Annotated in this window: 13 protein-coding genes and 1 pseudogene; 5 read left to right on the forward strand and 9 right to left on the reverse strand. The window is 69.2% G+C overall.

Features of this window, described 5'->3' with window-relative positions; all coding sequences use genetic code 11:
* Positions 1–182 precede the first annotated feature (182 nt).
* The 3 genes and pseudogenes from ACFC96_RS36785 to ACFC96_RS36795 all read left to right on the forward strand — a co-directional run.
* Entirely contained in the window at positions 183–1,115 is a 933-nt protein-coding gene (locus ACFC96_RS36785; RefSeq protein WP_376616458.1) for an alpha/beta fold hydrolase, read from the forward strand.
* A 397-nt stretch (positions 1,116–1,512) separates the two neighbouring features.
* Positions 1,513–2,355 (forward strand): maleylpyruvate isomerase family mycothiol-dependent enzyme, encoded by an 843-nt coding sequence (locus tag ACFC96_RS36790; RefSeq protein WP_376616460.1) that lies wholly within the window; start codon positions 1,513–1,515, stop codon positions 2,353–2,355.
* A 30-nt stretch (positions 2,356–2,385) separates the two neighbouring features.
* Positions 2,386–2,709 (forward strand): annotated as a pseudogene (locus tag ACFC96_RS36795) (contact-dependent growth inhibition system immunity protein); the annotation flags it as partial.
* 104 nt (positions 2,710–2,813) lie between these two features.
* Here the strand turns inward: ACFC96_RS36795 and aspA are convergent.
* The 9 genes from aspA to ACFC96_RS36840 all read right to left on the reverse strand — a co-directional run bounded on the left by aspA (position 2,814) and on the right by ACFC96_RS36840 (position 13,962).
* Positions 2,814–4,229, reverse strand: coding sequence for an aspartate ammonia-lyase (aspA, locus tag ACFC96_RS36800; RefSeq protein WP_376616462.1), 1,416 nt, complete (start codon positions 4,227–4,229; stop codon positions 2,814–2,816).
* Positions 4,230–4,269: 40 nt separating this feature from the next.
* Positions 4,270–5,274, reverse strand: coding sequence for an asparaginase (locus ACFC96_RS36805; protein WP_376616488.1), 1,005 nt, complete (start codon positions 5,272–5,274; stop codon positions 4,270–4,272).
* A gap of 11 nt (positions 5,275–5,285) precedes the next feature.
* Positions 5,286–6,734, reverse strand: a complete 1,449-nt coding sequence (locus ACFC96_RS36810; protein WP_340457825.1) for an amino acid permease — start codon at positions 6,732–6,734, stop codon at positions 5,286–5,288.
* The gene (locus ACFC96_RS36815) at positions 6,731–7,408 is read right to left on the reverse strand and encodes a FadR/GntR family transcriptional regulator (RefSeq protein WP_376616490.1); all 678 of its coding nucleotides are present in this window, start codon (positions 7,406–7,408) and stop codon (positions 6,731–6,733) included. Before ACFC96_RS36815 ends, ACFC96_RS36810 begins: the two co-directional genes overlap by 4 nt.
* 144 nt (positions 7,409–7,552) lie before the next feature.
* Positions 7,553–7,753: a hypothetical protein gene (locus ACFC96_RS36820; protein WP_376616464.1), complete on the reverse strand. Its 201-nt coding sequence runs from the start codon at positions 7,751–7,753 to the stop codon at positions 7,553–7,555.
* Between the two features lie 444 nt (positions 7,754–8,197).
* The gene (locus ACFC96_RS36825) at positions 8,198–8,956 is read right to left on the reverse strand and encodes a hypothetical protein (protein WP_376616466.1); all 759 of its coding nucleotides are present in this window, start codon (positions 8,954–8,956) and stop codon (positions 8,198–8,200) included.
* 202 nt (positions 8,957–9,158) lie between these two features.
* A complete protein-coding gene (locus tag ACFC96_RS36830) occupies positions 9,159–10,589 on the reverse strand; it encodes a selenium-binding protein SBP56-related protein (RefSeq protein ID WP_376616468.1) in 1,431 nt (476 codons plus the stop codon).
* Positions 10,590–10,840: 251 nt separating this feature from the next.
* A complete protein-coding gene (locus tag ACFC96_RS36835; RefSeq protein ID WP_376616470.1) occupies positions 10,841–12,970 on the reverse strand; it encodes a hypothetical protein in 2,130 nt (709 codons plus the stop codon).
* 398 nt (positions 12,971–13,368) lie between these two features.
* On the reverse strand, positions 13,369–13,962 hold the full coding sequence (locus tag ACFC96_RS36840) for a CGNR zinc finger domain-containing protein (protein ID WP_376616471.1): 594 nt from the start codon (positions 13,960–13,962) through the stop codon (positions 13,369–13,371).
* Positions 13,963–14,048: 86 nt separating this feature from the next.
* On the opposite strand from ACFC96_RS36840, the gene ACFC96_RS36845 reads away from it, so the two are divergent.
* Positions 14,049–14,843, forward strand: coding sequence for an MBL fold metallo-hydrolase (locus tag ACFC96_RS36845; protein ID WP_376616473.1), 795 nt, complete (start codon positions 14,049–14,051; stop codon positions 14,841–14,843).
* A gap of 115 nt (positions 14,844–14,958) precedes the next feature.
* Complete coding sequence (locus tag ACFC96_RS36850; RefSeq protein WP_376616474.1) at positions 14,959–15,270, forward strand: hypothetical protein; 312 nt, start codon at positions 14,959–14,961, stop codon at positions 15,268–15,270.
* The last annotated feature ends 98 nt before the right edge of the window (positions 15,271–15,368 follow it).

The following is a 15,368-nucleotide window of genomic DNA, read 5'->3' on the forward strand; positions in this document are numbered from 1 at the left end:
CCTTCGCTCACCCGAAAGACCGCACGGAGATCGACGACATCGCGGTGCCGGCCTGCGCGCATCAGGCCGTCAGGACACGGATCTCGAGCACCATGCTCGCCAACCGCGTGACGACAGGTCCTAGGGCCCCACCCTCGGCCGACACACCGCATCAGCACGCACCACAGCAATGGAGGAAAACCATGACCGACCCCGCAGCCACCCCCCACCTCTGCGACACCCCAGTCCGTGACCTGCCACTGGACGACCTGGACGGCTTCACACACCGCTGGGTCGACGCGGGCGGCGTCCGGCTTCACGCGGTTGAAGGCGGTCAGCCGACCGGCCCGGCCGTCGTGCTGCTCGCCGGGTTCCCGCAGACCTGGCGGGCATGGCGCAAGGTGATGCCCGGCCTGGCCGGCCGATTCCATGTCATCGCGATCGACCTGCCAGGCCAGGGCCACTCCGAACGCCCGGACGGCAGTTACGACACACACACGATCGCCGCACACGTCCACGCCGCGGTGAACGCGCTCGGGGTTTCGACATACTGGCTGGCCGCCCACGACATCGGCGCGTGGGTCGCCTTCTCCCTCGCCTTGAAATACCAGAGCCAACTGCGTGGCGTCGCGCTGCTCGACGCCGGAATCCCGGGCATCACACTCCCCGACACCATCCCGACCGACCCCGAGGTGGCGTGGAAAACCTGGCACTTCGCCTTCCATCTCGTGCCCGACCTGCCCGAGACACTGCTCACAGGCCGCGAACGCGCATACGTCGGCTGGTTCCTGAAGGCCAAGACCCTCTCCCCCGACACCTTCGACGACGCCGACATCGAGCAGTACGCCGCGGCCATCGCCGCTGACGGCGGACTCCGCGCTTCCCTGGCCTACTACCGAGACGCCGCTGAATCGGCACGGAGGAACCACGAGGCCCTTGAACGACAACACCTGACAGTGCCCGTTCTCGGGATTTCCGGCAGCCACGGCTCCATCCCCGACATGGCAGCTTCCATCAGGCCGTGGGCCGGCAACACCACCGGGGTCGTCGTGCCGGACGCAGGGCACTTCATCCCGGACGAACAGCCCGACGCCGTCGCTGCCGCGCTGTCCGACTTCATCGCTCAAGGCGACTGACACCGGCCAAACCCGCCTGCCGGGCGACCTGCCTGTTCCGGATCACCACGACCGGCCGCGCGTCCCTCCTCCGCGAACACCTCGACCGACGGCACCCCATCTGGAACGAGCAGCACCCGCGCCACGCCTGACGCGCCTACGAGGCACATCGCAACGAGCATCACACCCACCGATCGCTCCGGACGCCGCTCCGCTCCACCCGCTCCCAACCGCTCGAACCCGAGCGAATCGCCGGCCTCCCCATAGCCGACACGACCGCTTCGGCAGCGCCCACCACGAGTACCGACACGCTGCATGACCGCATGGCCCAACTCCCCGGCACCCACAGGGACACCGGACGCTCCCTGGCGGAAGTATTCGATGGCCGACCGGGGTTCCTGGCTGACAGGCTGGGGCCATGAGTCCCGAGTCCGACGGCATGTCCGGCACGTCTTGGCTGGGTGACCCGATCGACGCGCGTGCACTGTTCGGTCCGGAGAACGGGTCGCTGCTCGATACCCTGCGTGGCCTGACTCCCGTCGACTGGAGCAGGACGGCAACCGGGCACTGGACGGTGCACGCCGTTGCCGCCCACCTTCTCGGCGACTACTACGGCCGCCTCGGCCACGACAACCGGAACGGCTTCGCTGAGGGCGAGACGGTCGAGGAGTTCGTCCACCGCACGAACCAGGAATGGGTCGACCTGCACGCGGACGACAGCCCTGCCTCGCTCATCGATGCCCTGGCCGGAGCAGGCGCTCAGCTCGCCCGGCGATTCGCCACAGCCGACCTTGACGCGGCCGCCCTGGGCGTGTCGTGGGCAGGCGTGGATCCCTCGCCGGCCTGGCTGGACATCGCTCGGGAGTTCACCGAGCACTGGACTCACCGCCAGCAGATCCGCCACGCCATCGGCCGCAACACCGACCCGGAGCCACGTGCGCTGAGCGTGGTCCTCGATACCTTCATGCGGGCCCTGCCCCACACACTCCGGCACACGTCAGCACCAGTCGGGGCGCAGGTCCAGTTCGTCGCCGAGGGCCCGGCCGGCGGCACTTGGACGGCGACTGCCACCGCGGACCGATGGTCGTTGGCCGAGGCGCCGAGCGGCCGACCGACCGCAGCCGTGCTGCTGGACACAGAAACCGTCTGGCGATTGTGTACGCGGAACGTCGACTCTTCGGAAGCCCTGGCCCGCTCCCGTCTACAAGGAGATCGTCGGCTCGCCGAAGCCGCGTGTCAGATCGTGTCCATCATCTACTGACGGCGCTGGCCTCACCGGCTTGCACCGCGCTTGACACCGACAGCGCCAGCAACGGGCACCGACATCAGCCAGGACTGTCTGCGGGGCATCCGTCATCGCCTCCGTCACTTCCTCGCGAAAGCTTCGGCCGACGATCGTTCACGGCGCCCACAGACCGCCTGGGAGCGGCGTGAGCACTTCACGGCGCCCTCCCACCTCCTGGGGTCCTACTTCCACCAGGGCCTCTCCGCGACACACCAGTCGCACACAGAGGCCGTTGACGATCACCTCGCCCGGAAATCCCCGGAGGACCACCGAGCCACCGCGACGGACATCGGCGAGTTCCTCACGGTCAACCCGACGGACGACGAACTGCAGCAGGCCGCCCCGCACCCGACCTGCGCGTCGCTCCCCCAGCCGGAATCTGGATATCGATCGCTGCAGGTGCCGCCGGGTTGCTCCTGGCGCGCATCCGCGGGTCAGGCGAGGGCCGGTCCTTGGCCCGCCACGACCTCGGGTCGCAGCAGGTCGGCGAGCTCCTGGGCCGGCAACAGGCCCTTTTCCAGGACGAGTTCGGCCACACCCCGGCCGGTGGCGAGGGCCTCCTTGGCGATGCTGGTGGCCTCGGTGTAGCCGATGTGCGGGTTGAGCGCGGTCACGAGGCCGATGGAGTTCTCCACGGTCGCGCGGAGCGCCTCGGTGTTGGCGGTGATGCCGGAGACGCATCGCTGGGCGAGCGTGAGGCAGGCGGCCCGCAGGTGGGTGATGCTCTCGGAGAGGGAGTGCAGGATGATCGGTTCGAAGGCGTTGAGCTGGAGCTGTCCGGCCTCGGCCGCCATGGTGATGGTGACGTCGTTGCCGATCACCTCGAAGGCGACCTGGTTGACGACCTCGGGGATCACCGGGTTGACCTTGCCGGGCATGATGCTCGAACCGGCCTGCACCGGAGGCAGGTTGATCTCGCCGAGGCCGGCGCGCGGCCCGGACGACAGCAGGCGCAGGTCGTTGCAGCTCTTGGAGAGTTTGACGGCAATGCGCTTGAGCACGCCGGACATCTGGACGAACGCGCCGCAGTCCTGAGTGGCTTCGACGAGGTTCGCGGCCGTCACGAGCGGCAGCCCGGTGATCTCGGCGAGGTGGCGGCGGGCCGACTCCGCGTATCCGGTGGGGGCGTTGAGGCCGGTGCCGATCGCCGTGGCGCCCAGATTGATTTCGTGGATGAGCTCGACGGCTTCCGCGAGGCGGCTGCGGTCCTCGTCGAGCATGACGGCGTATGCCGAGAACTCCTGCCCGAGCGTCATCGGCACCGCGTCCTGGAGCTGCGTGCGGCCCATCTTCAGGACGTCCCGGAACTCGACGGCCTTGCGGGCGAAGGCGTCCTGCAGCACGGCCATGACCTCGAGCAGGCCGTGCACCGCGAACACCGTCGCGATCTTCACGGCGGTCGGGTAGACGTCGTTGGTCGACTGGCCGAGGTTGACGTTCTCGTTCGGGTGCAGGTGCTCGTACTGGCCCTTCTCGTGGCCCAGCAGCTCCAACGCCCGGTTGGCGACCACCTCGTTGGCGTTCATGTTGGTCGAGGTGCCGGCGCCTCCCTGGATGACGTCGACGACGAACTGGTCGTGCAGCTTGCCGTCGCGGATCTCGCGGCACGCCTCGACGATGGCGGCGGCCTTCCTCGGCTCCAGCAGGCCGAGTTCCTCGTTGGCGAGCGCGGCGGCCTCCTTGACCGCGGCGAGGGCGTCGATCAGGTGCGGGTAGGCGGATATCGGCGTTCCGGTGATGGGGAAGTTCTCCGTGGCGCGCAGGGTGTGGATGCCCCAGTACGCCTCGGCGGGGACGTCGCGGTCGCCGAGCAGGTCGTGCTCGCTGCGGGTGGTGGCTGCGGCGGTCATGGCTGTGCGGATCCTCTTTCGGACGAGGGTGTACGTGCGGTTACGGGGTGAGCGGGTCGAGCGCGCGGACCGGCCGGACACTGCCGACCGCCTTGCCACCGCCGAGCAGTGGCTCCCCTGCGAACTCGGCGAGTGCCGCCGGGTCGACCCCGGCCCGGGCCAGGGCGGCCGCGGCCACGGGGATGCGCGCGCGGTCGGCGCCGTCGGCGATCTTCACTGCGGCGGCCCGGCCGTCCGGCAGCGCGGCGAGCTGTACGCCCTCGAAGCCGTCCTTGGTGAGCAGCCCGGGCACGGCCCGCATCAGCGCGGCGACGTCCCGGCCGGAACCTGAGGCCATCTCGGCGTGCTCGCGCATCGCGTCCGCCACGCGTGCCTCGGGGGTGCCGGGCGCGGCGGTGGTGATGCGGGCGGCGGCACGGGCGAGGCCGTGCAGGGAGACGGAGAAGAGGGGTGCGCCGCAGCCGTCGACCGTCACCTGGCAGATGTGCTGTCCGGTGAGGTCTTCGACGGTCTCCGCGATGGCCCGCTGGAGCGGGTGCCCGGGGTCGAGGTAGTCGTCGAGGGACCAGCCGTTGAGTTTGGCTGTGTAGAGCATGGCCGCGTGCTTGCCGGAGCAGTTCTGGGCCGGCCGGGAGGGCAGGCGCCCCTCGCGCACCCAGGCATCACGGACGACCGGGTCGAACGGCAGGTCGGGCACATTGCGCAGATGGTCCTCGGTGACGCCGGCCAGTTCGAGGATGCGCCGGGTGCCGGCGAGGTGCCGTTCCTCGCCGGAGTGGCTGGCAGCGGTGAGCGAGAGCAGTTCGCCGTCGAGAGGAAGCCCGGCCCGCAGCATCGCCACGGCCTGTACGGGTTTGAGCGCCGAGCGCGGATAGAAGGCGGCCTCGATGTCACCGATCTGCAGTGCCACCCTCCCGTCGGCGGCCAGGACGACCACCGACCCGTAGTGGATGCCTTCGATGACACCGCCGCGTACGAGATGGGCCACCGGTGCGTGGAGGGGCTCGCGGACCACGGGTGCCGAGGCAGGCGCTCTGCCGCACATCACTGCCTCGTTCACGCGTCCGCCCCGTCGCGTATCCCCGCAACCCGGCGACGCACTCCGTACCATCCCGCCACGAGCGCCGCCACGATCACCGGCAGACACAGCACGGTCGTCCGGCCCGCTCCCCCGTCGGCGTACATCAGCACGAGCACGGACACGAGGAAGCCGATGGTCACGATCTCGGTCCACGGCGAACCGGGCAGACGGTAACTCGGCCTGGACAGTTCGCCGTTCTGCGTCTTCCGCCAGAACATCACGTGGCAGATCATGATCATGCCCCATGTGGCAAGGATGCCGATCGCGGCAAAGTTCAACACGATCTCGAACGCGTCGGCGGGGACGACGAAGTTGAGGCCGACACCGAGGACGCAGATGCCGCTGGTGAGGAGGATGCCGCCGTAGGGGACCTGGCTGCGGCTCATCACGCCCGTGAACCTCGGAGCTGAGCCGGACACCGCCATGGACCGCAGGATCCGGCCGGTGGAGTACAGGCCCGAATTGAGCGACGACATGGCCGCGGTGAGGACGACGAGGTTCATGACGCCGCCCGCCGCCGGGATGCCGATGCTCGACAACACGGTGACGAAGGGGCTCTGGTCCGCGCTGTACTTGCTCCACGGCAGCAGCATCGACAGGAGAACGACCGAGCCGACGTAGAAGAGACCGACGCGCCACATGATCGAGTTGATGGCCTTCGGCATGATCTTCTCGGGGTTCTCGGTCTCGCCGGCGGCGACGCCGACCAGCTCGACGGAGGCGTAGGCGAAGACGACGCCCTGGATGATCAGCAGCATCGGCAGCAGACCGTTGGGGAAGACGCCGCCGTTGTCGGTGATCAGGGACGGACCCGGGGCGTGACCTCCGACCGGATGCTGCGTGACCAGCAGGAAGATTCCGATGAGCATGAAGACGACGAGCGCGCTCACCTTGATGATCGCGAACCAGAATTCCAGCTCGCCGAACATCTTCACCGATATGAGGTTGACGGTGAGGACGACGGCGAGCGCGATGAGCGCGATCACCCACTGCGGGATGTCGGAGAACATGCCCCAGTAGTGGGTGTAGACGGCCACAGCGGTGATGTCGGCGATGCCGGTGGTGGCCCAGTTGAGGAAGTACATCCAGCCCGCGATGTACGCGCCCTTCTCGCCGAGGAACTCACGGGCGTACGACACGAAGGCGCCGGACGACGGCCGGTACAGGACGAGTTCGCCCAACGCGCGGACGACCAGGAAGGCGAAGAGGCCGCAGACCGCGTAGGCGACGAACAGCGAGGGACCGGCATCGGCGAGGCGGCCGCCGGCACCCAGGAAGAGGCCGGTGCCGATGGCCCCGCCGATGGCGATCATGTTGACGTGCCGGGACTTCAGCGACTTGCTGTAGCCGGCGTCTCCGGCGTCGACGTGCGCGGCCGATTTCTCGGCGGATATGGCCTCCTGTTGGAGGGACTGCTCACTCACGCCTCGGGTCCGCCTTCCGTGGGGGTGTCCGTACGCGCGGAGCGCACGATGTCGGTGAGGGTGGTCTCCACGCGGTCGAGGTGATGGGACATCGCCTCGACCGCGTCGTGTTCGCTGCCGTCGATCAGAGCCTCGACGATGGCCCGGTGCTCGCGGTTGGACTGCTCGCGCCTGCCGCCGAGTTCGTTCAGGAAGGCCGACTGGCGGGCCAACGCGTCCCGGATCTCCTCGATGACCCGGCGGAAGACCGGGTTCTGGGACGCCTCGGCGACCGCGATGTGGAAGATCGTGTCCATCGCGACCCACGCGGTGGTGTCGGTCTCCCGCTCCATCCGGTCCAGGAGGTGGGCGAGGTGGTCGAGGTTCTCCGCTGTACGTCGTGTCGCCGCGTACCCGGCGACGGGGATCTCGACATGGCGCCGCACTTCGAGCAGGTCGCTGGCCGCGTAGTCGCCGAAGGTGGGGTCCTCGACGGTGTTGGCGACGACGAAGGTGCCCTTGCCGGTCTTGGAGACAGTCAGGCCCATGGTCTGCAGGGCCCGCAGGGCCTCCCGCAGCACAGGCCGGCTGATCTCCAGGGTGCGGCACAGCTCCGCCTCGGAAGGCAGCTTGTCGCCGATGGCGTACTCGCGGCGCTCGATGGCGCCGCGCAGGTGGGTCAGCACCGCTTCCATGGCGCTGACGCGCCGCGGTATCCGTCCACCTGTCTGGCTGTCTGACAGGTTCACGGGAGTGATCCTGCTGGTGGCGAGAGGGCGCTGTCAAGCAGTGCGAAAAGAAAGACACAAGTGCTCAAAATCGGCTCCTGTCCCGCGCGATCAGCTGCCGAGCAGGCCCACGGCGAGCAGACCCCATGGCTGGGCGCCCTTCAGCCCGTACCAATCGGCGCCGTTCAGAGCGGGAATCGCGGGGATGAAGGAGAGCGGCGTGACGGCCGGCGGTCCAGGTCGCGTGTCGCGCCGGGCCGCGTCCCGATCGGCGACCGCGACGTCACGGACCTGCCGCCCCAGCGGCGCCACATCGGCATGGTCGTCCAGCAGCGGTACACCCTCTTCCCGCGGAGCGACCGGGCGCGGCAGACCGCCGCCCCGGGCCGCAGGGCGTCGCTCCCCGCGCCCCCTGCTCGCGGAGGTGGCCGGGCACTGCCGGTGCCGATACGCCATCCGCCCAGGTCGCAGCCTCGGTCACCGATGTCCGCGCTTCGCCCGACGGCCACCCGATGTCTTCACGCACACAGGACACCGCGGCATCGTGATCTGTCGTGCTGCTGTGCCCCGTCTTGCCGGTGCCTCAGCGCGCAGCTGCCTGCATCCAGTGAGGACGTCGGGAAGGACAGGTCTGCGTGCCCCTGTGCTCTGCCTCCACGCCGGTCTGCACATCTCACGAGCCGAAGGCAGGGAGTCGCGCGGCCGTGCCCGCCGGTTCCCGCGATCCTCATCGCCCTCGTGTGACACGTCGCGCGCTCAGCGGTTGGCTGTCCCGATGAGGACGAAGAGCGCGGTGAGGACGGCCGCGAGAGTCATCGCCATCGCAGCCGGCACCCCGAGAACGCGCCGCTCCGCGGGCCGCTGCTGATGGGCGAGTGTGAGAGCCACCCACGCCGCCTGCGCGAGTACGCCGCCGACGAAGGCGAGCAGCAGCGGCATGATGCCGTCCGGAATGGGCAGAGCGCTCGCCACGAAGGCTCCCGCGACCAGGCTCAAGCAGGCCAGCCCGATCCACGGAGCCACCCGCCGCTGCGGTTGCGCCCCCAGCAGGGCGGCCAGCGCCAGGCCCTCGCCGGCCGCGTGCACGAGGAGTGCCGCCACCACGGCGACCGAGGCGGTCAGCGCCAGCGTCGACCCCTCCAGGAAGCGGTGCAGAGCGAGAGCTGATGCCGCCCCGACACCACTCGCACGACCTGGCTTGCACGGGCAGCCGATACGGACCACGACACCCATCACCCCGTACGAGGCGAGCGCGGTGACCGGCACCGCCCACGGCGGCACGCCGGCCTCACGGGCCTCGTCCCACGCGTCGGGCAGAAGATCGAGAACCGCGATGATCAGCAATATCCCCGACGCGGCGGCCGGCAGAAGCGCAGGCCGGCCGGATCCGCGCCGTGCCAGCCAGGCGCCCACCACAGTGGCCACAGCCACCAGCGCCACGGCCACCAGCCTTCCGGTGGAGGGCAGCTGCCACGCGATTGCGTCGACAGTGTGCGCGCCTGCTGCGTAGAGCACGGAGGACCTGTCCTCTCCCTCCGAGGGTGGCGGGCTTACGTGTGCGGTACCCGGGCGAACCGGCTCCGTCGGATGTGCCCCGATGCGAACCGCCGCCGCGCCGACATGTGCCGCCAGATCCTCGACGCACTCCGCACAGAGCGACGCCCGAGCCGAGCCGCAACAACACGACCTTCGGCAGGCTCTCGCGGAGCACCAGCGGTCAGCTGCGGTAGCAGTACGAATCCGAGGAGGCGTCGCCGCCCTGCAGGCGCGTCTGGTGCACGTTCAGGCCCAGGAAGTCCGGGCCGTGCGGGTAGAAGCGGCTGTCGACGGCGAGCCCGCCGTGCGAGGTGTCGGCATCGAGTTTGACCATCCACGGGTCGATGCCCGCGGGATACAACTGCGCGTCCCAGGAGCCGTACAAGGAGTTCGTCAGGTACACGCGCCGCCCATCGCGGCTGAGCTCGACCATCTGCGCTCCGCCGGTCAGTGGGGTGTCCGGCTCCGCGGGATGCGGCTGTCGGCTGACGACTCCACCAAGACGCACGGTCGCGGTCCGCCGCGGATGCAACGGGTCGCTCACGTCGTACTGGTGCAGATCGCCGGTTCCCCAGGTGGATACGTACAGCCATCGGTCGTCCACCGACAGGTCGATGTCGGTGATCAGTGGGGGAACGGCGCCGAACGGCTGCAGCGCCGGCGGCAGGTCCTCCGTCTGCGCGGGCTCGGCGGGGATGGTGATCACCTTGCGGACCACGAAGTCCTCGCCCTCCCGGTTCCACAGCCACACCGACGCCGACAGGTCCTCGACGTTGACGACGGTGTGTGCGAACCCCCACGTTGCCTCGGGGTCGTGCGCGGGACGCAGCTCCAGCACCATCTGGTTCTCGTCCCCCAGATCGACGCGCTGCAGGTGCCGACCGGAGTCCAGCTCCCAGAAGTGCAGCGAGTGGCCGTACCGGCGATCCAGCAGCAGTTCGGGGACGAGGCCGTTCTCGTACATCGAGGGGGTGCCCCACTCGCTGGTCACGGCGATGTTCTGGCGCAGATGCCACCAGAGGTCGTAGGCGAACCACTGCGGTCCGCGGTCGCTCTCCCAGGCGCGCAGCACGTCGAAGCTTTCGTGGTCCAGCAGCGCGACGCCGCCGGGCCCGTCCGCACCGTCCGCGCCGCCCAGGCAGGACAGGAACATCCCGTCGGGACCGCAGTGGAGTGTGTGTGGACGTGAATATTCGGCCTTGGCGGCCAACTCCTCGGGCTGGACCACCTTGACCAGGCGCGGGCGGGCGGGATCGGGGCCGGTGTCGAAGATGTGCAGCCGGGAGGAGCGCAGTCCCGGGATGACGAGGTAGCGCCGCGCAGCGTGGTGATGACCGGGATGGGCCAGCGCGCTCGAGCAGGCGTTCCAGCCGAAATGGTGCAGTTCGTTGCCCAGGCCGGGCAGCTCGGCGTGGGAGATCACGCGGCCGTATTCGGGGGATTCGGGGTCGGTGCCGACGGTGAACAATGCGTCCGCGCGCTGTGCGGCCGGGTCGAAACCGACGACGTAGGCGAGCTTCTCCGGGGGCGCGGCGACGGCATCCGCCGGAGTGCGGTACAAGGTGGGGTCACTGTGGTCGTCGCGGTCGTGAGCGTGGTCAGTCGCCCTCATGGCTGTTCCTTACTCCCGAACGGGAGCCTGGATCCGGGGGACTTCCGACAGGCAGCCGGGCTCAACCGTCCAAGATCGATGTGCCGACGCGGGACAGATATGCCATGAAATGAGCGTTTCACAGTCACGGAGCCCTGCCAAGCCGACAGCGCAGGGGGCGCGGCCCGCCTCAACGCGCGGCTCGTTTCCGGCACACCCGCAAGGTCCGCGATCTCGAATGCGCAGACCGCGAGTGGGCAGTGCGCGAGTCGCTAGGGAGCGGTCGAGGCCGGGCCCGGGGATGCGGTCAGCACTCGTTGCACCGCCTCGGTGACCGAACACGCCCTGCCCTGCTCGTACCGAGTCTCGAACTTCTCGTCGCCCTGTGCGCGGCGCAGTTGGACCACCAGTTCGCTCAGGTCGTGCATAGCCCCGGCATCTTCCTGCGTGCGCCCCTCGGCGAGCGACCAGGCATGTTCGGCCGCACCGACCAGCCGGCCGGCCTCCTCGCACCGGCCCAGATGCCAGGAGGCCCAGGCCAGGAGTTCCATGCTGTATGCCACATGGGTGGTGTCCCGTGTGTCCGGGAGGAGCCCGAGGCCCGCGCGGACCGCTTCGGCCGATCGGGCGGGTTCGCCCCTCTGGAGCAGCGCATGGCCGCGGCACAGGTGGAGGTGGCTGGTGATCGACCACTCGCCCGGCATCTGCGTGAGGCGTTCGAGCCCGGCGTCGGCGCGGGCGATCGCCGCTTCGGGGGATCCGCACAGGCTGGCCAGGAGGCTCTCATGGATGTCCACGAGGCCGAGCAGCAGCTGGTTCCCGTCACCGCCGAGGGCGGTACGGGCCGCCGTGAGACGTTCCCGGGCCTGCTCGCGTGGGCCCAGGTAGACCAGCGAGCAGCCGACGAGTACAGAGCACTCGACACCGAGCGCGGCCTGTCTGGGGAGTGCCCGGTGATCGAGGGGAACCAGTAGCTCGAGGGCTGCGGTGAAGTCGCCTTGCAGAGTGGCCATGAACCCCTGCACGGCCCGGAGCCGAAGGAGGCGTACCTGCACTGCTCGTTCTGCTTCTGCGCTGCACATCCTCTCGAGCGCCTCCCCCGCCCGTCGCAGCCAGTGACGCCCTTCCGAGACCTGACCCGAGCACAGCCAGTAGGGCCACAAGTGGTAGGCGAAGTCGGCCGCGTCCAGAGGATCGCCGTCCACCTGCTCAAGTGCGCGGTCCAGAGCCGCTCGATGGTTGTCGTTGTCTTCCAGCGCGCGTCGGTAGAGGCCCTCCTGATGTTCGGAGATGCAGTGCGTGAAGAACGATTCGGCAGCCTTTTGGAAGTACTCCTGATGCCGTCTGCACAGGGCCGACCACCCACCTGATGTTCTGAGGCGGTTGACGCCGAACTCGCGCAGCGTGTCCAGCAATCGGTAGCGCTCCCCGTCGCCGGCGGCGGTGTCCACACGGAGCAACACCGACTTTTCGATCAGGGCGTACAAGAGATCGGCAGCCTCGTGGGCCGCCAACTCATCTCCGCAGCAGGCCTCCTGTGCCGCGGCGAGGTCGAAGGATCCCACGAACACGGACACCCGATCCCACATCAGGCGCTCCTTGCGGGAGCACAGCTCGTAGCTCCAGCCGATCGCGGCATCGAGGGTACGGTGACGCGGCAGGGCGGTCCGATGGCCCGTCGTGAGGATCTTGAAGCGGTCACTCAGACGTGTCTGCAGCTGTTCCAGGGAGAGCGCGCGGAGGCGGGCCGCGGCGAGCTCGATCGCCAACGGGATGCCGTCCAGAAGTCGGCAGATCGCAAGAACCTGGCCTCGAGCGGCATCATCGAAGCGCCGTCCGTGCTGGACCGCGGCCGCCCGGTCCGTGAACAAGCGGACGGCTGCGGAGTGTTCGCTGTCGGCGCTCAGCGGGGGCACCTGCATGGTGTGCTCGCCAAAGGCATCGAGCGGCCGACGACTGGTGGCCACGATCGTGACATGCGGCGCGGCCTGCAGCAGGGCCTCGGCGAACATCGCACACGCATCCACCACATGCTCACAGGTATCCATGATCAACAGGAGCCTGCGCGTCCCCACATGCGAGATCAGCAGGTTCAGCGGGTCCACGCTGCTTTGCCCGGACAGGCCGAAGACCTCAGCGATGGCACGAGGGAGCAGCCGCGGGTCGGACAGGGCGGACAGATCCGCAAAGTAGGAACCGTCGGGGAACTCGCCCTGGCACTCCGCTGCGGCGCGCAACGCGATCCTGGTCTTCCCGATGCCTCCGGCGCCGGTCAGGGTAACCAGCCGCGCCTCGGACAAAAGCAGCTGTACGGCGTGGAGTTCGCTCTCCCGCCCGATGAGTGAGGAGGTTTCGGCAGGCACAAGACCACGCCTGGAAGACATACAGGGACCAACTCCCATGGCAACAACCGAGCGAACAACGTCACACGGCCATCCCAGGTGGGGGGCAGGGCGCTTAATGATCAGCTATGCGCGGGCTCCGCCGCATGCTCATCCATCAAGACTTCACAAGGGGCGCTCAAGGTGTATGCCGTGCAGCCGCGCGGTCAACAGTTCCAGGCGTGCCCGAAGTCGGCGGCCCTTCCTGCCGGGCCACCGCCGCATACATGTCTTCTCTACTCGTCAGCGCCGCCGCAGGTCCGCGTCTTGAGGCGGACGAGGATACGGTGCGCCTCCGGATCGTCCTGCCCCGCCAGTGTCGCGGCCGGGACGCTCAGGGCGAGGTTCCCAGAGGTGTCTGCGACGGGACGGACGGCCGCCAGGTGACCACCCGAACGATGCGAGAACTTGCCGCAGCCTTACGGGGTGGTCGTGCGGCGGGCGTAGGCGCGGGCGGCGCGGGCGCGGTCGCCGCAGCGGGTGGAGCACCAGTGACGGCGGCCATGGCGGAGCAGGTAACGGTTGCAGGGGGCCGACCCGCAGGCGGTGAGGCGGTCCGCGTCTGGGCCCGTGAGCAGGTCGGCGGCGTCGGCGGCGAGGGTGGCGACGGCGTGGTCCACGATCGCGGAGGTGGGGTGCGGGGTGGCGCGATAGGGACCGGTCTTGTCGTCCCACTGCAGGAGCGGAGCGATGGGGACGCGGGTCATCGCGTCATTGACGGCCCGGACCGCCGCGGGGAGAGCGGGCAGACCCTCGGTCCGGGACGCGAACAGCGACCTGACCTGCTCGCGCAGCGAGCGCAGCTGGGTCGCACACACCTCCCGCACGCCGGCGTCGACCGGGGCGAGTCCGCGCTCCGTCAGCCACTGGTTCACCTGCGCGGGGGTGCCCAGCAGATCGACCGTGTGTCCGCCGGTCAGCGTGATCGAGCTGTTGGCGAGGGCGAGGGAGAGATGTGCTTCCTCGCCCTGAGCGGGCGACAGGCCGGGCTGTTCGGTCACGGTCTCGTTCATATCTCTCATGGTAAGGGTTGCGCGTATCCGTGAGAAGCGGCTAACGTCGCATCACGGTTAAACGACATCCATCCGTGAGGTGCCTCGTGTCTTCTCTTCCCGACGTAACGACCACCCCGTTCCCGGTCCGCGTCTTCGGCGGCCCGACCGCCCTCTTCGAATACGGCGGTCTGCGGTTCCTGACCGACCCGACCTTCGATGCCCCGGGCGACTACGCCCGTCCTGACGGCCGGTTCCTGACCAAGACCGCTCCCGCCGGCGGAGCCCCCGCCGAACTCGGCCCCGTCGACGTGGTTCTGCTCTCGCACGACGAGCACCCCGACAACCTCGACACCTCCGGCCGGGCCCTGCTCGCCGAGGTCCCGCTCACCCTCACCACCCCCGGCGGCGGACAGCGCCTCGGGGGCAAGGCCAAGGGGCTGGCCGACTGGGAGTCCGTCGAGCTGGACCGCCCCGACGGCGGCACGATCACCGTGACCGGGGTTCCCGCTGTCCACGGCCCCGGCCCGCGCGAGGAGGTCGAACCGGTCACCGGCCAGGTCGTCGGCTTCATCCTCACCGGGGAAGGTCTGCCGACCGTCTACGTCAGCGGTGACAACGCCTCCCTCGACACGGTCAAGGAGATCGCCGGGCGCTACGCCCCCGTGGACACCGCCCTCCTCTTCGCCGGCGCCCCCCGCTTCCCCGAGCTCTTCGACAACCAGCTGATCGTCCTGAGCAGCGCCCAGGCCGCCGAGGCCGCACGACTCCTCGGAGCCCGCCGCGTGGTCCCCGTCCACTACGACAGCTGGGCCCACTTCACCGAAGGCCATGACGAACTGGCAGCCGCCTTCACCGCCGCCGGTCTCGCCGACCGCCTGGACTGGGGCCGTCGAGACTGACAGGCGAATATCGGCGCAGCACGCCAAGCGCTCCACGACTACTGCGTGTTCAGTAAGAGGTCATGCAACTCCGGTAGCGCGAAGTGCCCGTACCGGCAGGACGACCGGACGGGCGGTGCCGGACAGCCTGGGTACGCGCCCGAGAGTCGACGACGCATCCGAGGGCGCGTCCGAGGGCGCGTTGTTCGAGCTGATCGGCGAGCTCAACGCCTTGGACAACGCATTTGTTGCGTTTGTTGTCATCCGGCAGCCCTACCCGGACGACCCAGCGTGGTTCGCCTCCGGCTCCATCCCGAGCGAGGGCCGATACGGATACGCGAACGCCCGCCGCGACACCACTCGCCGCGAGCATCGCGTGACCACCGAGACCCGTCTCGACCAGATCGCGGGCGACCTCACCATATGGACAGCCACCCGCACGTTCTAAAACACGGCCTATGTGTCGGCGGAGACTGGTGAGTCGGTGCGTGCGGCGACGGAGTTGTCGGTGGCGGTCTTGGGGATGGGCCGGTCGTCGTGGAGGGC

Origin of the sequence: Streptomyces sp. NPDC055955 (assembly GCF_042270245.1) — a bacterium.
In the GTDB taxonomy this organism is placed as follows: domain Bacteria; phylum Actinomycetota; class Actinomycetes; order Streptomycetales; family Streptomycetaceae; genus Streptomyces.

Bases quoted from the DNA above. Each gene is read 5' to 3' on its own strand.
- ACFC96_RS36830 (WP_376616468.1), bottom strand. From the start codon at position 10,589: ATGAGGGCGACTGACCACGCTCACGACCGCGACGACCACAGTGACCCC.
- ACFC96_RS36785 (WP_376616458.1), top strand. From the start codon at position 183: ATGACCGACCCCGCAGCCACCCCCCACCTCTGCGACACCCCAGTCCGT.
- ACFC96_RS36815 (WP_376616490.1), bottom strand. From the start codon at position 7,408: ATGGAAGCGGTGCTGACCCACCTGCGCGGCGCCATCGAGCGCCGCGAG.
- ACFC96_RS36790 (WP_376616460.1), top strand. From the start codon at position 1,513: ATGAGTCCCGAGTCCGACGGCATGTCCGGCACGTCTTGGCTGGGTGAC.
- aspA (WP_376616462.1), bottom strand. From the start codon at position 4,229: ATGACCGCCGCAGCCACCACCCGCAGCGAGCACGACCTGCTCGGCGAC.
- ACFC96_RS36805 (WP_376616488.1), bottom strand. From the start codon at position 5,274: ATGTGCGGCAGAGCGCCTGCCTCGGCACCCGTGGTCCGCGAGCCCCTC.
- ACFC96_RS36835 (WP_376616470.1), bottom strand. From the start codon at position 12,970: ATGGGAGTTGGTCCCTGTATGTCTTCCAGGCGTGGTCTTGTGCCTGCC.
- ACFC96_RS36840 (WP_376616471.1), bottom strand. From the start codon at position 13,962: ATGAACGAGACCGTGACCGAACAGCCCGGCCTGTCGCCCGCTCAGGGC.